12 protein-coding genes are annotated in these 17,465 nt (G+C 51.8%); 6 read left to right on the top strand and 6 right to left on the bottom strand.

Annotated features, from left to right (window positions below; translation table 11 throughout):
• Window positions 1-89 precede the first annotated feature (89 nt).
• Window positions 90-1,280: an acyltransferase family protein gene (locus Enr17x_RS07010; protein ID WP_145307219.1), complete on the bottom strand. Its 1,191-nt coding sequence runs from the start codon at window positions 1,278-1,280 to the stop codon at window positions 90-92.
• Window positions 1,281-1,764: 484 nt separating this feature from the next.
• On the opposite strand from Enr17x_RS07010, the gene Enr17x_RS07015 reads away from it, so the two are divergent.
• Together Enr17x_RS07015 and Enr17x_RS07020 are read left to right on the top strand one after the other, a co-directional pair.
• Complete coding sequence (locus tag Enr17x_RS07015) at window positions 1,765-2,787, top strand: ferrochelatase (protein ID WP_145307222.1); 1,023 nt, start codon at window positions 1,765-1,767, stop codon at window positions 2,785-2,787.
• A 264-nt stretch (window positions 2,788-3,051) separates the two neighbouring features.
• On the top strand, window positions 3,052-3,981 hold the full coding sequence (locus Enr17x_RS07020; RefSeq protein ID WP_145307223.1) for a DUF1559 domain-containing protein: 930 nt from the start codon (window positions 3,052-3,054) through the stop codon (window positions 3,979-3,981).
• Between the two features lie 310 nt (window positions 3,982-4,291).
• Here the strand turns inward: Enr17x_RS07020 and Enr17x_RS07025 are convergent, their stop codons facing one another.
• Entirely contained in the window at window positions 4,292-5,620 is a 1,329-nt protein-coding gene (locus tag Enr17x_RS07025) for a DEAD/DEAH box helicase (protein ID WP_145307226.1), read from the bottom strand.
• Between the two features lie 924 nt (window positions 5,621-6,544).
• Here Enr17x_RS07025 and Enr17x_RS07030 point away from each other — a divergent pair.
• A complete protein-coding gene (locus tag Enr17x_RS07030; RefSeq protein WP_145307229.1) occupies window positions 6,545-7,918 on the top strand; it encodes a DUF1501 domain-containing protein in 1,374 nt (457 codons plus the stop codon).
• A 1,232-nt stretch (window positions 7,919-9,150) separates the two neighbouring features.
• Entirely contained in the window at window positions 9,151-9,303 is a 153-nt protein-coding gene (locus Enr17x_RS07035) for a DUF1501 domain-containing protein (RefSeq protein WP_198001000.1), read from the top strand.
• 162 nt (window positions 9,304-9,465) lie between these two features.
• Here Enr17x_RS07035 and Enr17x_RS07040 read toward each other — a convergent pair whose 3' ends face one another.
• A complete protein-coding gene (locus tag Enr17x_RS07040) occupies window positions 9,466-10,164 on the bottom strand; it encodes an SGNH/GDSL hydrolase family protein (protein ID WP_145307235.1) in 699 nt (232 codons plus the stop codon).
• 176 nt (window positions 10,165-10,340) lie between these two features.
• Complete coding sequence (locus Enr17x_RS07045) at window positions 10,341-11,726, bottom strand: APC family permease (protein ID WP_315853067.1); 1,386 nt, start codon at window positions 11,724-11,726, stop codon at window positions 10,341-10,343.
• 200 nt (window positions 11,727-11,926) lie between these two features.
• Here Enr17x_RS07045 and Enr17x_RS07050 point away from each other — a divergent pair, with 200 nt between their 5' ends.
• Both Enr17x_RS07050 and Enr17x_RS07055 read left to right on the top strand, forming a co-directional pair.
• Window positions 11,927-12,103, top strand: a complete 177-nt coding sequence (locus Enr17x_RS07050; protein WP_145307240.1) for a DUF6435 family protein — start codon at window positions 11,927-11,929, stop codon at window positions 12,101-12,103.
• A 192-nt stretch (window positions 12,104-12,295) separates the two neighbouring features.
• Window positions 12,296-13,420, top strand: a complete 1,125-nt coding sequence (locus tag Enr17x_RS07055; RefSeq protein WP_198001001.1) for a transporter substrate-binding domain-containing protein — start codon at window positions 12,296-12,298, stop codon at window positions 13,418-13,420.
• A 3-nt stretch (window positions 13,421-13,423) separates the two neighbouring features.
• Here Enr17x_RS07055 and Enr17x_RS07060 read toward each other — a convergent pair whose 3' ends face one another.
• Together Enr17x_RS07060 and Enr17x_RS07065 are read right to left on the bottom strand one after the other, a co-directional pair.
• Window positions 13,424-14,800 (bottom strand): DUF1501 domain-containing protein, encoded by a 1,377-nt coding sequence (locus tag Enr17x_RS07060; RefSeq protein ID WP_145307245.1) that lies wholly within the window; start codon window positions 14,798-14,800, stop codon window positions 13,424-13,426.
• Between the two features lie 56 nt (window positions 14,801-14,856).
• Window positions 14,857-17,451: a DUF1553 domain-containing protein gene (locus Enr17x_RS07065; RefSeq protein WP_145307248.1), complete on the bottom strand. Its 2,595-nt coding sequence runs from the start codon at window positions 17,449-17,451 to the stop codon at window positions 14,857-14,859.
• Window positions 17,452-17,465: the final 14 nt, after the last annotated feature.

Below are 17,465 nucleotides of genomic sequence, written 5' to 3' on the forward strand. Positions count from 1 at the left end.
ATCCAGTCAGAATTAATAGCAACTGGTTTTATTTTAGACAATCGGAGTGAGGAGGGACAGGGGGAATCTGTAATGAGAGCGACCAGACTTTATTTTCCGTTAAACAGGAAACGCAACGGTCTGAAGCGGAGGATCAGGAAATGGTGGATGGCCAGTGTCAGGGAGATTGTGGCAATTTCGACGGCGAGAAACTTGTAGCCGATGGCGATACTGACATTCAGCAGGAGATAGCCGAACACAATCACACAGAGATGGTGAAATAGGTAGATCGAATACGAGGCGTCGGAAAGATAGCGGAAGAACTGAGAATTCCGGTTCATGAACTTATAAAACAGGACATAACAGATGTGACTGGAGAGAGTGCAGATCAGGCTGGCTGAATAAATGCGTAATACACTTTCCGGGTTCAAGCCGTGAGCATTTGACTCGACATATTGAACCACAAGTGAGAGTGCCAGGGCGTACCATTCCCAGCGGGCGATCGAGTGAAACTGTTGCTGGAGTACCTTGTCACGATAGAGCCAGAGGCCGACAAGAAAGTAGGGGAGGAAGAGGATAAAATCCTCAACGTTAAACAGTCCGGAAAAATGTGATCCATGAGAGAGCGAGGGATCCAGTTTGTCGATGATGCTCCAGGCGAGATCAGAGAACGGAAGTAACAGCAGGAAGTAGCAGTTTTTTCGAAACGGAGCGAGAACGCGGTTGAGTCTGCCGGTTTCCGTAACTTTACTGCTGATGGCAAAGAGTGCGATGCCGACAGCGAAGAACTGGAGCAGTGTCAGCAGGAACCAGAGATGTGAGACCCAGGCGCCGGAGATCCATTTTTGCGGGAGTTCATAGACTACAAAGTGCATAAAGGACATCGGCTGTTGTTGAATGACGGTGGTTCTGAAATAGAGCTCAATCGTGTTAATGGTCAGTGCCGTCGCACACAAGGGGACCAGGATGCGCGTCAGGCGGATCTTTGCAAATGTGCCGACACCGTATTTTTTGAGACTCATCATCGAGAAGAAGCCGGCAATGATAAAGAAGGTGGGCATACGAAAGGCATGGATGACGGAGCCGAGAATGTTAAAAAATTCGGACTTGTGCGAGTCGGACACAATCCAGTGGTCACCAGCGGAATAGATGAGTGCGCCGTGCAAGACGACTCCCAGCATCATCAGAATAGAACGCAGGGAGTCCATATAGTAAAAGCGGGTAGTACCTGTGCCCGCTGGCACAGTCTCCAGGGGTAAAACGGGTGCTTCCGGAGTTACTAAAGCACTGGGGGGATTCATCGTGGGTATGCCTGAAATTAGGATGGAGCCGCTATCTTAAATTAGTCCAGTGTCGCGCTGAACTCACCGCGTGACGAGTATATATATCTATTAGCGTTGATTTGGATCGGTAAAATCTGTTGAGAATTCTGGTTCGAGCGAAGTCGTATCGTTTCATTAATCTATAATCATTAAAACCGGACGAATATGAATTCTGCTCTTGTGATTTATGCGGCGATGTTTCGAAAAAGCAACATGGGAAGTCCAATTTCAAAGCCGGGGAAATTTCTGTTTTCATTGAACATTCACATAGTCTATGAGCGTGTTAAATACTTAGCTGATCAGGTATTTTGATTATTTTGGAGTTTGGAGTGGCAATTTGTGATCTGCTGACTACAAATTAACATGTTGAAACCAATCAACGGCTTTTCGACTGTCCCAGTCGTTATCAGGATTGAACAGAGAACCCCAGCCAGATGAATGTCGCCAGGAAAGAAAATCTTTGATGAACGATGCTTATGATGCGATTTTAGTTGTCTCCTTTGGTGGGCCAGAAGGCCCCGATGACGTGATCCCGTTTCTGGAAAATGTACTGCGTGGGAAAAATGTGCCGCGCGAACGGATGCTGGAAGTCTCCGAACATTATCAGCAATTTGGGGGCGTGAGTCCGATCAATTCGCAGAACCGGGCGTTGATTGCCGCACTGGAACAGGAACTGGCTGCACATGGTCCACATCTCCCCATTTATTGGGGCAACCGAAACTGGGCGCCCCTCCTTGCGGATACACTGGATGAAATGAAACAGGCGGGAGTGAAACGGGCATTGGCTTTTTTTACATCTGCCTTCAGTTCGTATTCGGGCTGTCGCCAGTATCGGGAAGATATTCAACGGGCGCAGGAGCAGGTTGGGGAAGGGGCGCCTGAAGTTGAGAAATTGCGAATGTTTTTCAACCATCCCGGGTTTATCGAAGCGACGGTCGAGCGGACGGAAGAAGTGCTGCAGCAGATTCCAGAGGACCGGCGCGACAAGGCAACAATCTTGTATTCCGCGCATAGTATTCCGCTGGCGATGGCTGCGGGGTGTAAGTATGAAGTGCAGTTGAAAGAAGCAGCGAGGCTCGTTAGTGAGCGATTGGGGGAGCATCCCTCGCATCTGGTGTATCAGAGCCGAAGTGGTCCGCCACACCAGCCCTGGTTAGAGCCTGATATCTGTGACTTCATCAAAGAACTGGGAGCGCAGGGAGATATTGATGACATCGTGATCGTTCCCATCGGTTTTGTATCGGACCACATGGAAGTCCTGTTTGATCTGGATACCGAAGCGAAGGATGTCGGGAAGGAATTGGGGATCAACGTGCTGCGCGCGAAAACCGTGGGTGTGCATCCCCGGTTTATCACGATGATCCGTGAACTGATCGAAGAGCGCATCAGTGGAACCGACGAGCAGCCTGCGCTGGGAGAGATGGGGGCCAGCCACGATGTCTGTCCGGTTGACTGCTGTCTGCGTGTCACTGAACTCAAACGCTAAGAACTGGTTAAAAACCGATGTGTTTTGTTTGGCGTTACGGTTCTTGTTAAAACGGCATGTGTACAAAATATTCAATAAAGATTTTCATGAAGCGTTCGTTCCCTGTTGTCATCGCCCCACTGGATCAGAAATACTAAGCACCAGTAAGTAATTGATTGAAGCGCCCACCCTGCCTTTGTTTTTCCCAAAACATCCTGCCAGGCAGATTTGCTTGCTCCCAATTTTTCCTTCCCGAGTTGAAAACAAAAAGTGACAGGAGTCGGTATGTCTACGTCTCGTAAGCGAGGTTTTACCCTGATTGAGTTATTGGTCGTGATTGCCATTATCACGATTTTGATTGCACTGTTGTTGCCCGCCGTCCAGCAGGCACGAGAAGCGGCCCGGCGGTCCACGTGTAAAAACAATTTGAAACAGATTGGAGTGGCGTTACATAATTATCTCGACACACACCGCACGCTGCCTTACGGGCATATGGAAGTCCAGCCGGGAAATTATAGTTCGTCAGCACCTTATTTAACGTATCACTGGCGCGACACCTGGGCACATCAAATCTTGCCATTCGTCGATCAGGCACCCCTGTATCAGAAATATACCGAGGATCCGGCGACGCACGTGCATATTGTCTCAAACCCGGAAGTTTATAAAGCCGTTGTTCCGGTTTATCTGTGTCCGTCAGATCCTTCAACCCCGGGTAATGCCGATGCAGCCGGACGATCTCAAGGGAGCTATATTGGCTGTGCCGGGAATGAAGCAACGACGAACGGTAAAAACTTAAATGGTGTTTTTTCGGAGAATTCGAAAGCCCTGATGCGTGATATGCGAGACGGTTCTTCGAATACGATTATGGTCTCCGAGATTGTGATTCGCGGAAATGCGGCAACAACAACGTATTGGGGTTGTCCCGGCTGCTATGGGATTGGCGGGGCGCATGGGGAGATGACGTTCACGACACGGGAGGTGCCAAATACGCCTGTGCCCGATCAGAACTACTCGTGTAAATCGACGACCTGGCCGAATGCGCCTTGCGTTGTGAACACGGGCGTCAAATATAATTTTGCCCGCAGTTATCATATCGGGGGCGTGCATGCACTGCTCGGCGATGGCGCGGTTCGCTTTATCTCATCTAATATTGACCGTCCGACATTCCAGCATCTGGGAGATAAAAACGACGGCGAAGTTCTGGGCGAATTCTAAGCGGTAAACACAAAGAGAGTACGTAAAAAAGCACCGAAGGTCGAATGGCTTTCGGTGCTTTTGATTTATGATGCGACATTCACAATCAGATCGAATCATCCGACTGCTGAGTCGGCTCCGAATCGTTCTCATGTGCAATGTGGGGGTTAATCACGATCTCACCTGACTTCAGCTTTTGGCGACGAACTCGCTTGGCTTCCGCTTTTGCCTTTTTGTCTGCTTCTCGTTGACGTTTGGCAAAGGTGTTTTGATTTTTTGCGATAGTCTCTCTCCTTGAGTAGAGTTTGGTTTGATTGATTCAGAATCAGCTTTAGCTGGTCTGTTTTGCATTTGGCTTGAGGTGCCGCCACTTGGTTTGTTTCTGTCCCTGCTTTGGTTTAGCAGTGGCTGAGGATGCGGAACGGCGTCGTGTACGTCGCTCTGGGCGAGCGCCTTTGGCACCGACTCTTTGTCTCGGAGCACCTTTGCGGGTGCGGGGTTCCAAATCGGCTTTAACGGGCCGCACGTCGGATTGTCGATGTTCGGCTGAGACCGGAATTTTATGGCCAATCAATTTTTCAATGGATCGCAGCTCATTCCGTTCGTTGCCGCTGCAGAACGAAATGGCAATGCCCTCTGCACCGGCGCGTCCGGTTCGGCCAATGCGATGCACATAGGATTCGGCTTCCACGGGAAGGTCGAAGTTGATCACATGCGTGATGCCTTCAATGTCAATTCCCCGGGCGGCGACGTCGGTCGCGACAAGCACCTGCACCTTTTTACTGCGGAATGCTTCTAACGCCTGCTGCCGGGCATTTTGAGATTTATTACCATGGATGGCGGTGGCTTTGAAGCCGGCGCGCATCAGCCGCTGGGCCAGCATGTTGGCCGTCCGTTTGGTTCGGATAAACACCAGCGCCCGCTCGACACCGTCGCTCTCCAGAATTTTCTGCAGTAGCGGCTGTTTTTTGTTGTATTCCACATGCATCAACTGCTGCTTGATCTTTTTGACGCTGGTGGTCTTAGGCGTTACGTTAACACTGACCGGATTCTTCAGCAGGCTTTGCGCCAGTTCGGTGATCTTAGGTGCCAGTGTTGCTGAAAAGAATAGAGACTGTCGTTTCGCCGGCAGTTGGCTGATGATCCGTTTGAGGTCGGGAAGGAAGCCCATGTCGAGCATGCGGTCGGCTTCGTCCAGCACGAACGTTTCCAGGTGTTCGAGATTGATGTGCCCCTGGTTCATGAGATCGAGCAAACGTCCCGGAGTCGCGATCAGTACATGGGCGCCTCGATTCAATGCTCGTACCTGATTCCCCTGGCTGACGCCTCCATAAACGAGAACATGACGCAAACGGAGATGCCGGCCGTATGTCTCGAAGCTTTCGCCAATCTGAATTGCCAGTTCTCGCGTGGGAGCCAATACGAGAGCAAACGGTCGATTCGGGGGCGCTTTGCGGCTGTTTTTCCCCAGGCGATTTAGAATCGGCAGTGCCAGTGCAGCTGTTTTTCCGGTTCCGGTTTGCGCACAGCCGAGAATGTCGTTTCCCTGGAGTGCAGCGGGAATGGTCTTTGCCTGAATGGGGGTTGGTGTTTTGTAGTTTTCTTCGGCCAGTGCACGTTGGACTGGCGCAATTAATTCGAGTTCTTGAAAAGTATTCAATGGATTTCCTTGTCGGAGTGTTTCAAAGGTTGGGCTGTCAGTATGTTGATTTCACTGAATCAATGGAGAAGGAGTGCCTTCTTTGAGCCTGTCAGCCGCGGGTTGGTTTGTTTTTATTTCGTGTGCGGGAGATCCACCACGGTGTGGTATTGGATTCCGCCTGTTAGCAACAGCGCAGTAGTTCAAGTATTGCGCAAGCAGGCAAAGTTTTGCCGACTCTTCAGGGATTCACTCAGGCGTAGCAGGTTGGACCGGCATGGCCAAAAGCAAACGTCGCTTCTGTGGGAACTCTGGATAAACAAGAAAATCACAGAATTCAGTGCGTCCACAACGACGCGGTGCTTTCGACAGCGGTTCACACAACCGATGACTGGCAGCATAAGTGTGCAGCAAACACGCCGCACAAGTAGAAAGGGTTACAAGAGAATCCAACTCTGCAAAAAGACCCTTTCTGGTCAGAAAACGGATCCTACTCTGAGATCGCGCTACTCGCTTGGTTCCGACCATTTTGACGAGGCTTCTAAAAAAATTGCCCAACGTCTGGAGAAAAGTATACCCTTGCGAAGTACCTTTGCCAAGCCTGATTTCCTGGAAAGTCTTTGTATGGCCTGTTTTCAGGGGATTTCCCCCTAAAAATATACTCCCGCTTTTTTGAACGTGAGCTGGTGGCGATGTTCCGGGTTTCTGGAACATGCTGTTTTCTACTACGAAAGACAAGAAAAGCACGAAAATTTAAACTGTCTCACGTACATTGCACATCGCATCGAAACAAAGAATAGATCAGGGGATTCAGTGCTTTCCAGAATTCCTGTATCTACCTGTTCAATTGCATTTGCTTTCAAAATCAATCTCCGGTATCATATCAACGCGTGTTTATGTTGATTGAAAGGTGCTCGGATTCATGGTGCCGAAGGAATAGATACTATGCTGACGATTCTTGGAAAACCGACTGCGAAGCGCGGTCAATTTTGTGATGGCGTTTCCCGCCGCAGCTTCCTGAAAATCGGGGGCATGGCTCTGGGGGGAATTTCATTACCAGGCACATTACGAGCTGAAAAAGAAAGCCAGACCGGCAGCAATCACAAAGCGATCATCAATATCTACATGCCCGGCGGGCCGTCACACATTGATCTGTGGGATCCCAAGCCGGAAGCGCCGACGGAAATTCGCGGCGAGTTCAACGCCATTCAAACCAACGTGCCCGGGATTCAGATCTGTGAACTGTTCCCGCGGATGGCGGCAATGATGGACAAGTTCGTTCCGGTGCGTTCGCTCTCCGACGCCGACGGCAGGCATGATGCCTATCAGTGTATGACCGGGCGCAAATTCGGCAGTCGTCAACCCCCCGGAGGCTGGCCGGCAGCAGGAGCCTTTGTTTCGAATCTGCAGGGCCCCGTCAACGCGGCGGTCCCCTCGAATGTGGCGCTGATGTATAAAACAGGGAACGGCACCTGGGGCCAACCCGGCACAGGTGGCTTTCTGGGCGTGCAGCATGCGCCATTTAATCTGGTGGGACGCAAAGCCCGCAGTTCACCGGAAAACATGGTTTTGCAGGGGATCACCCTCGAACGGTTGCGCGATCGGGTGAAGCTGCAGAAGGCCTTCGATACATTCCGTCGCGAAGCTGACACGTCGGGCTTAATGGAAAGTATGGACGTGTATTCGCAGCAGGCGATGAATATTCTGACCACGCCGCAACTGGCGGATGCATTGGATCTATCGAAAGAAGATCCAGAGATTCTCGCTCGCTACGGCAAGAGCGACGAAACCTTCCAGCGCGACGGTGCGCCGCGGATGATTGAGAACTTCTGTCTGGCGCGACGTCTGGTCGAAGCGGGGGCACGGTTTGTATCACTCAACTATAGTCGCTGGGACTGGCATGGCCCGGACGGCATGAATTTTCCCAAGTCGCGTGAAGAGTTTCCACTTCTCGATCAGGGCTTGTCGGCACTGGTGACCGACCTGCACGAACGGGGCCTCGATAAAGATGTTTCCGTTGTGGTCTGGGGCGAATTCGGACGGACGCCGAAGATCAATCAGAATAACAGCCGTGACCACTGGCCGAAGGTTTCGTGTGCGATGCTTGCAGGCGGCGGAATGAACACGGGCCAGGTGATCGGCAAGACGAACCGCAAAGGAGAGTATGCGATCGACAGGCCAGTCAAGTTCCAGGAAGTCTTTGCGACGCTGTACCATCAGATCGGTCTGGACCTGAACGGCACCCGCATCTTCGATACCAGCGGCACGCCGCAGTATCTGGTGGATCAGGGAATTGAACCGCTGCGCGAGTTGATTTAAGTTCATTGTATTAAACGTGTTATGGTATAGCTGAGCGTTCGCAACTGGGTAGTGTTGCTGAACCAGATTCATTTTTGCTCTTGGGATCTGTCTCAAACCATCGTTTCTCTAATGAGTGCCTGGTATTAGAGAGAATGTGCTTTCGTTAGAAAGCGACCCCATATCATCTACGATCAAGATATTCTGCTGAGTTTTTCGATCAAAAGAGTGGATTGAGTTTCATGCCTGTCTGGATCTATGGGGGACCATGACATCAGGACATCTTTGACCCCAATCCAATTGCTTGGTTATTCTCATCTGATTCACTAGCGGCCCGACCCATCAGGACACATTCGATCCCAAACCAGAAGCGACCTTGGAATTTCGTGGTTCCTTTGAGTCGATCCAAACGAGGATTCCCGGTCTCAATTTCATAAAAAGTATTCTGGCGGGTGTTTCTCGATTTCTTTGGGGCAATTCCCACTTTCATAGAACTGGAATGAAGTTTAGAAATGTCTTGAAATACTAGCGTGGATGCCAAAGTAATCACAGTTTTTTAGAAAAAAACAGGGTTGAAGCTGATGAAGCGACAACATTTCAACTGTTGAAAACAACACGATCCTATTGAATGAATGGAATTTTTATGCGATAATGCTTTTCATTCGAGAGCAATAAAAAAACCCCCGGATGGGCAAACATCCGAGGGGGGAGGTGTCTCTCGCTTAACTAATGTTTTTCATCCCACATCAGCTATTTCAATGAATGCGAGGAACACCCTATGCGCATATTCTATCACAAGAAAAATGATAGTGAAAGAGAAAATCCCCCTCAGCCCGGCTCATTATGGCCACCTATTCTGATCGTGCTGGCTACTGCTTTAGTGGCGACAGCCCTCTCTATAATAACAGGAAACGCCTTACCTGTCGTATTCTGGACACTGCTCACGGGGCTATTCTGGTCTGACAGGATGTTAAGGAACCGTCAATAAGCATGGTAATCCTAAATCCAGATGTTCGTTTCGCAACTAACTGACAGAAGCATATCATCTGTTGGACTTAAAAGGGATAATCTCAGCAGGATATGAGGGACACAACCCCTATGTTGCTTCCGTGATGTTATTCTGGCTCGCTTAAATGAGTGATTGGTGTCGATCGGTGAGTTGATTCGAACGCCACAAATAAACAGGAGTCCGGGGCGAGATCAATCATGAACTACTGTATTGTGAGTTTTTACCCAGTGACCGTATGAAAAGTATGATCAACCCAGCAAAAAATTGTAAAGCAATCATCAATATCTATCTGCCTGGTGGTCCGTCACACATCGATCTGTACGATCCCAAGATAGACGCCCCGATTGAAATCCACGGCGCGATTAAGCCGATTCAAACCAACGTTCCCGGGATCTAGTTTTGCGAACTCTTCCTACGGAAGACTGCGATGATGGATCAGTTTACTCCGATCCAATCCCTCTCCAACGCCGATGGCAGACACAATATTTTTTAATGTGTGACAAACCGATTCATTTGCTGACTTGAGAGCGAGTTTTAAAACCGCTTCGAGTCGGACTCTTTATTTTTTCGGCTTCGCCAGTATCTCTCCAAGATAAGCCGGGTAGTTTGCTTTGGCGGAACCTTTTGTCAGGCTGTCGCCGAAGCAGATGATTTTTGTGGTATCCAGTTTTTCGGAAGCCAGTTTCTCTGTCACCAGTTTTGACAGGAGTTGATAGCCGGCGGGCGTCAGGTGCACGCCGTCTTTGATGCCACTGTTGGCGGGGTTGCGGAGGACGCTGGTTTTGTTGTTGTCGGCGATGTTGTGCTCGATCAGGTAGTCATGGAAATCGACGAGGGGGATCTTTCGTTTTTTCGAAATGTCAAGCAGAACGGAGCGGACTTCCTGCATTCGTTCATTCGGGGACTGATCGGCGTACTTTTTCGAATCATGGCGGCTGAAGAGTAATTCCGGGATGCAGGGCGGGGGCGTCATCAAGAGGACCTTGGCGCCGCTTCCGTCTATTTTGTCAATCAACGTGTTGACATTTTTTTGGTAGTCTTTGATGTCGATGAAGCCGCCCGAGTTGAGGCGGTCGTTGGTGCCGACCATCAGTACGACCACACTGGGATCTTTCGCGAGTACATCCCGATCGAGACGTTTTAGCAGTTGCGAACTGCGATTCCCACCCACGCCGGCATTGATGACTTCCGCGGCGAATGTGTTTGCGGGGAGACTGTACAGACAAAAGGTGAAGTACAACAGGCAGTATTTGAACATTGTTATTCTCACAATGGGATTGGCAAAGCTGTTAGCAACGGGGGACAAGTATTCTAGCTATTGAAACACAATGTTTCCTTTTTCTACCACGAAAAACACAAAAGTCACGAAAATTATTGTGGGAGTATCTCATCCAGAGGGGGGGAGTGGCCTGCGGGATGAGATCGCAATCTTTGTTACTCACTTTTCTTTTGTTTGTGCGAGGAATTTCGGCACTCGCGCTCACAGAATGCGATTTCCACCAGGGCGATCAAAGCAAACGCGCCGCCGAGCCAGAAGAAGAGTTGGTGATTTTCCTGCCAGAGATGCAGTACCAGCAGGCCGATGGTTGTTAGCATCAGGGTCATTCCCAACAGAATCAGCCAGAGGTTGCTGTTGGTGATTTTACGCAACTTCAGATTGGCGACGGAGACCGCCAGCGAGATCAGTAAAAAGGTCATACTGGAAAAGAGCGTAATCGTTTCCAGGCTGCCGAGGAGTGTGAAGGCACCGGAAATAACCGTGAGTGCGACGATGGCGATCCAGGGGACATCCGTGCGACTGCGAAATGAGAAACGATGAGGCATTCGTTTTTCAGTGGCCATCTCGGCCATCATACGCGATGCACCGAAGGCGGTGGCGTTGATGGCGGATGAAGTGGCCAGCAATGCTGCCAGGTCGACCAGGATTCCTCCGGCAGTTCCTAAAGCCGGCTCGGCTGCAATCGCCAGTGTATATTCTTTCGAAGCCCTGATTTCGATCGGTGTCAGATTGCCGACCGCGACGACTGCGACACCAAAATAAATCAGCGACGTGATCAGAATCGAACCATAGATGCCACGCGGGATGTTCCGGTCTGCATTTTCTGTTTCCATGACCGCGTTGGTGATCAACTGAAAGCCTTCAAAGGCCACAAAGATCATGGCACCGGCAATGAAGACCGACGATACGCCTTTCTCAAAGACCGGGAAGAGATGGTCCTGTTTGATCGAGAAAATTCCCGCGACCGCGAACAGGCCCAGCAGAATGACTTTCGAGAAGACAATGATCACCTCAGTTTGTCCGCTGGATTTGACTCCCTGCAAATTGATCAACATAAAAAACAGGAGGACCGCGGCAGAAAGCACCATGCGAACGGTGGGAGAGCCGGCACTACCCAGCAGGTGGGCTCCGTAGACACCGAATGTGTAAGCATACAGTGCGAGCGTGCCGATGTAGCCTACGATGACCGTCCAGCCTGCGATCCCGGCGATATTCGGGTGTTTGGGAAATGCACGATCCAGATAGGTAAAGCTGGCGCCGTCGCTATGGAAGCCGAGTGCCAGTTTGACATATGAGTAACCGGCTCCCAGAGCGACAAAACTGCCGATCAGAAAAGCCAATGGGGCGGCATGTCCGGAGATATTCACCGCCATCCCCAGAACCGAAAAAATACCGCCGCCGATCATACCGCCGATCCCCATGGCCAGCAGCTCTGCCAGGTTCAGTTTCTGATGGAGTTTGGATGCGATTGGAGATTGCGTGTTGGGGTTAATGACTCTTCCTCCCGGGGCTTCCTTGCACTTTGAATCGTTATTGAACAGATCATTGTTGAGAGGCGGGTAACGAGATTCAGATCCATTTCATCATGACTGGTTGGGAGACTGAAAACAAGCTGGTGCTGCTTTTGTTTTTCTCCTGGCACGAAATTGATGAGGAGAAAAAAGGTGTGGTTGTCAAACAGAGAGCGACGACTATAGTCCTCTGGTGGACATTGAATTGATGTTTTTCAGGGAGACCCGAGATGTTTGGCTGGTTGCGTCGTGACCCGAAGAAGAAACTGGAACTTCAGTACGCTCAGAAACTGGAAGCGGCCCGCGATGCGCAGCGGAATGGGGATATCCAGAGTTTTGCCACACTCACTTCCGAGGCGGAGGAAATTTTAAAACAAATCGATCGACTGGCAGAGGCGATTAGCTAAAATATGATTGTTTGTCTGATCTTTTCTGTTGTATCATGCTCGTTGAGCCCGTGAGATCGAAACTGGAGACAGGTTTTCTGTGTTCTTGTAGATCTCTCCAATCCCTTAATGCCAATGAAGTGCCTGAGGATTTGGTACTGGAGTGTGATACAGATGCAGGATCATAGCAATCGTCGGTGGAATTTATTTTCCATGAAGCCTTTCAGGAGAGGTTTCCTTACTTTTCTCTCTGTCCTGATTCTGCTCGGTGGAATGGGGGCCTCTAGCTACGCACAAGCAGAGAAATCCATAAAGAAGTATGTTGTCGCAACTCGGGAAGTTCCCCCGTTTGCGATGAAGGGCGAGCATGGCGAGTGGATTGGCATCACGATTGAGTTACTGCGCGAGGTGAAGTCTGAGTTACAGAATGATTCTGAGCAGGAGATTCAATTCGAGTTTCGCGAAATGGATCTTGAAGCAATGCTTACAGCTGTGGAACAGGGCAAGGTTGATCTGGCGGCAGCCGCGATTACGGTGAGCTATGATCGGGAAAAGCGAATGGACTTCACGCATCCGTTCCGCAGCTCAGGACTTGGAATTGCGGTCAAAACCCATCCACAGAGCCGGGAATGGTCGCGCGTCATGTCGGTGGTCTTTTCGAGCATGTTTCTCAGGATTGTTTCCGGTCTGTTCGCGGCCATGCTGCTGAGTGGTGTCGCCGTCTATCTTTTTGAGCGAAGAAAGAATAAAGACCATTTTGGCGGGGGGGTGATTCGCGGCATTTGTTCCGGTTTGTGGTGGGCGGCCGTGACTTTGACGACCGTGGGGTATGGCGATAAAGTGCCGAAGACGATTCCCGGTAGACTGATCGGTTTTGTCTGGATGTTCGTGGGACTGTTTATTATTGCCAGTTTCACTGCAGCGGTCACTTCGGCATTAACGGTGACGCAACTCAAATCGCGAATCGTTGGGCCGGCTGACTTGTCGCGGGTCAAAGTTGCGAGCGTCCAAAGTTCGACATCAGAAAAGTATTTACGCTCTCGTCAGATCGTCTTTAAGAAGTATCCAGACATCCGGGCCGCCTTGGAAGCGTTAAAGAAAGGGCAGGTGGAGGCCGTCGTGTACGATGCCCCCATCATGCGCTATGAAACGAATCGTCACTTTGAGGAGGAAATCCAGGTTCTGCCGGTTTTGTTTGAGCGGCAAAACTATGCCATTGCGTTACCGAATGAGAGCCCGCTACGTGAACCCATCAACCGTGTGATTCTGCGTTTGAACGGCAGCCCGGAGTGGAAAAGTATTCTGGCAGATTATTTAGGTGAGGGGTTCGAACAATAACGGTCAGGCAATGATGTCGTGGACGACGTTGCCGTAAATGTTGGTCAGGCGGAAGTCGCGGCCGCCGAAGCGGTAGACGAGCTTCTTGTGATCCAGACCGAGCAGATGCAGCATGGTCGCATGCAGATCGTGCAGATGGACTTCGCCCGCGACGGTTTTATAACCGAGGTCATCCGTGGTGCCGTGCGTTAAACCCCCTTTAGTGCCGCCGCCGGCAAGCCAGGCGGTGTAACCGGAGGCGTTGTGGTCGCGCCCCAGTGTCTCTTTGCCGGAGAGGACCTGGGTTTCGGGCTGGCGGCCGAATTCACCACTCCACAGGACCAGCGTTTCGTCAAGCAGTCCCCGTTGATTCAAATCGGCCAGCAGCGCAGCAATCGGTTTGTCGATCGTCTCGGCCTTGGATTTAAATTTATCGAGGTTGCTGTGATGGTCCCAGCCGGTGGAACTGACTTCGACAAAGCGGACTCCCGATTCACTCAGGCGTCGGGCCAGCAGGCACTGGCGACCGAAATCGTCAGACGGTCCGCCGTTGATGCCGTACATGTCCAGCGTTGCTTTGCTTTCGCGGGTCAGATCCATTACCGCGGGCACGGCGTCGCGCATCTGTTCGCTGAGGTCGAGTGAATCAATCACGCCGCGAACATCGGCGGTCTGTCCCAGTAGTTGCTGGTTCATTTTTTGCGCAAGTGCCAGAGCCGTTTGTTCGGGATTCGCTCCCAGGCCGTGATGCGATTTCAGATTGCTGATGGCAGCCGTCTTGATAGACTGCCCGGACCAGCCGAGTCGCGTGGCCTGGAACGTACTGGGAAGAAACGCACTTCCATAATTGGCCGGTCCCCCGAAGGTGCGTGTCGGTTTGATCGTGAAGAAGCCGGGGAGATTCTGGTTTTCGGTTCCTAGTCCGTAGAGAACCCAGGCGCCGAAGGAGGGACGCTGGAATTTGAATTCGCCGGTGTGCAGCATGGGGATGGCGATGGGATGGGCGCGGCTGGGACCGGTCATCCCGTTGAGCATGCAGATCTGGTCGGTCTGTTTTGCGAGGTGCGGGAACGCTTCGGAGATCCACATGCCGCTTTCGCCGTGCTGAGCAAAGTCATACAGGGGCGCCAACAGTTTTCCCTTCTTGGCACCTTTCTTGCCGCCATTGGCTTTGAGTTCCGGTTTATAGTCGAACGACTCGAACTGTGAAGGGCCACCGTTAATGAACAGGAAGATTACCCGCTTCGCTTTGGGAGTGTAATGGGCGATTTTCGGGGAAAGCAGACCGGCGGCTTTCGCTTGCGGTGCGAGACCGGTCAGAGCAAGTCCACCCAGGCCACCGGCGGCAGCCTTGAGCCATTGACGTCGCGACACTGTTGTTTCTGAGGTTGCATGTTTCATCGGAGGCGATCTCCTGTTTTGTGTATGTGTGAAAGACCTGCGGACAGGATTGTGTGTTATCGGGCATCAACGAGAAAACGGAATTCGGCAGTCATATACAATGTCTGGAACCAGGCGGCCCAGGCGTCGACTTCGGCGGTTTTCTTTTTCGGATCAGTAGACTGACGGACCTGCTGAATCAGTTGCAAGGCTCCAGCCTGTTCCTCTGCCGTCGGTGTTCGCGCCAGCGCCCACCGCATCGCCAGTTTTACTTTGGCTGCGTCGTCGCCCGCCTGTTTATCTGCTAATAGACGCTGAGCCGCGTGTCGGGATTGATCGGTGATGAACTGGGAATTCCGCAGGTAAAGTGCCTGCGCGGGAACGTTGGTGACCGCCCGGTTTCCACTCACCAGACTGGGTGAGGGGAAGTCGAACAGATCAAACAGTTCGGGAACGTAATCGCGAACCACCGGCAGATAGACGCTGCGATGATTACTGGGGGGCTGCAGCTTTTCCATGGGAATGCTGCGGGCCAGCTTATCGCCCAGTGGGGTCACCGTTGAAGTTGTGGGGCGATTGAAATCGAGTTGTCCGCTGACGGTCAGGATGGCATCACGAATCGCTTCGGCTTCGAGGCGACGGGGTGACGCTCGCCAGAGCAGACGGTTATCGGGATCAATTTCCATGTTGGCGGGATTGGGAGTGCTGCTTAACTGATAAGCGCGGCTGAGCATGATCGTGCGAATCATCTGTTTCGTCGACCAGCCTTCCTGCACGAATTGCAATGCGAGAGCGTCGAGCAGTTCGGGGTGCGTGGGCTGTTTGCCGATCACGCCGAAGTTATCAACAGAAGGAACAAGGCCGCGACCGAACAGGTGATGCCAGATCCGATTGACCATTACGCGGGCAGTTATCGGGTTTTGCTCGCTGGTGATCCACTGGGCGAGTTCCAGGCGACCGCTGTGGCTGGCTGCAATTGAGGGAGTATTTTCGATTTTGATTGCACTCAGAAAACCACGGGGAACCACGTCTCCCTTTTCGCGGAAGTCGCCGCGGACGGCGATATACGTGTCTGCGGGTTTCTTGCGATCGCGGGCGCTCATCGCGTAATGCGGTCGGGCAGGTGCGTTCTTTTTCAACTCAGCCACTTTTGTTTTTAACGTGGCGACTTCACTGGTCAGACTGGTAACAAGATCGTTGGCTTTGTTTAACTTCGCCTGTTTCTGATCGACATCTGCCTGCGAAGGTTGGTTGCCGGCATTTGGCTTTGCGGGATCCACGACCGTGGTGGCCACCAGTTGTTCGTACTTTTTATGTTCGGCGGCGGCCAGTTTTTGTGCGTCTTTTGCTTTCTTGAGGGCGTCGGTTTGAGCCGTCAGTTGCTTTTCGGTTTCCTGCAGCTGTTTGTCATAAGCTTCCGCGGCAGCGTGTAGAGTCTGGGCATTTTTGCCGATGGGGAGCAGATCGGTGGGAGTGTTGCTGTATTTCTGCTTGATCGTGCCATACAGGGGCTCGGTGCTTAAAAAGATGCCGGCGAGGGAGTAGTAGTCGGCCGTCGGAATCGGATCGAACTTGTGATCGTGACAACGGGCACAGGAGACAGTCAGCGCCATCGTCGCGCGGCAGACCGTGTTGATCTGATCGTCGACGATGTCCATACGGAATTCGGTGCCGCGCGAATTGTGTCGTTTGGGGCCGAAGGACAGCATGCTGGTGGCAATCTTGCGGGCTTGGATCATCTCCGGAGATTCATTGGGTTGGGCCGGTATCAGGTCGCCAGCGATTTGTTCCTGCAGAAAAATGTTGTACGGTTTATCCTGGTTGAAGGCATCGATGACATAGTTGCGGTAAGGCCAGGCGTGCGGATAGGTGAAGTTAAATTCCATGCCGCTCGATTCGGCGAAACGGACGACATCCAGCCAGTGCCGTCCCCAGAGTTCGCCGAAGCGAGGGGAAGCGAGCAGTTTGTCAATGAGTTTGGCGAGGGCGTCCGGCGATTTGTCATTCAGAAACGCATCGACTTCGGCGGGCGTCGGGGGGAGGCCGACGAGATCGAAATAGACGCGGCGGACCAGCGTGAGTCGATTGGCATCTTGAACCGGCTTCAATCCCTGCTGTTCCATGGCAGAGAGCACGAAGCCATCGATAACCGGATTGCGAGCCCAGTTGGTCTGTTTGACGGCAGGCGGTTTGACTGATTTGGGGGACACGAAGGCCCAGTGTTTTTGTGCCGCCTGGTAACGTTGTTCTTTAAGAGTGGGGCCGGTCTCTTTGCGGGAGTCGGGACAGCCGAGACGAATCCACTCTTCAAAGGCGGCGATGATATCAGCGGGAAGTTTCTGCTCGGGAGGCATTCCGGAAGCATCGCCTTCGTGTTTGAGCATTTGAATCAGCGAACTATGTTCGAGATCGTGCGGCTTGAGCATCGGGCCGGTATCGCCGCCCCGCATCATGCCGGCCGGGGAGTCGAGTTCGAGGCCCCCTTCCACACTTTCGCCTTTGCGGGAATGGCATTCGTAGCAGTGCTTGACCAGAACCGGTTCAATCTTCGATTTGAACAGCTCAAGACCTTTGTTGTCTTTCTGGGCTTTGGGGGCAGCTTCTAAATAGGAGCTACCAGAAAGAACGATTGCCAATACCGAAACGAGACAGATCAGCATACGAGTCATCATCGTCGCCTTTCGTC

It is taken from the genome of Gimesia fumaroli (assembly GCF_007754425.1).
GTDB lineage: Bacteria > Planctomycetota > Planctomycetia > Planctomycetales > Planctomycetaceae > Gimesia > Gimesia fumaroli.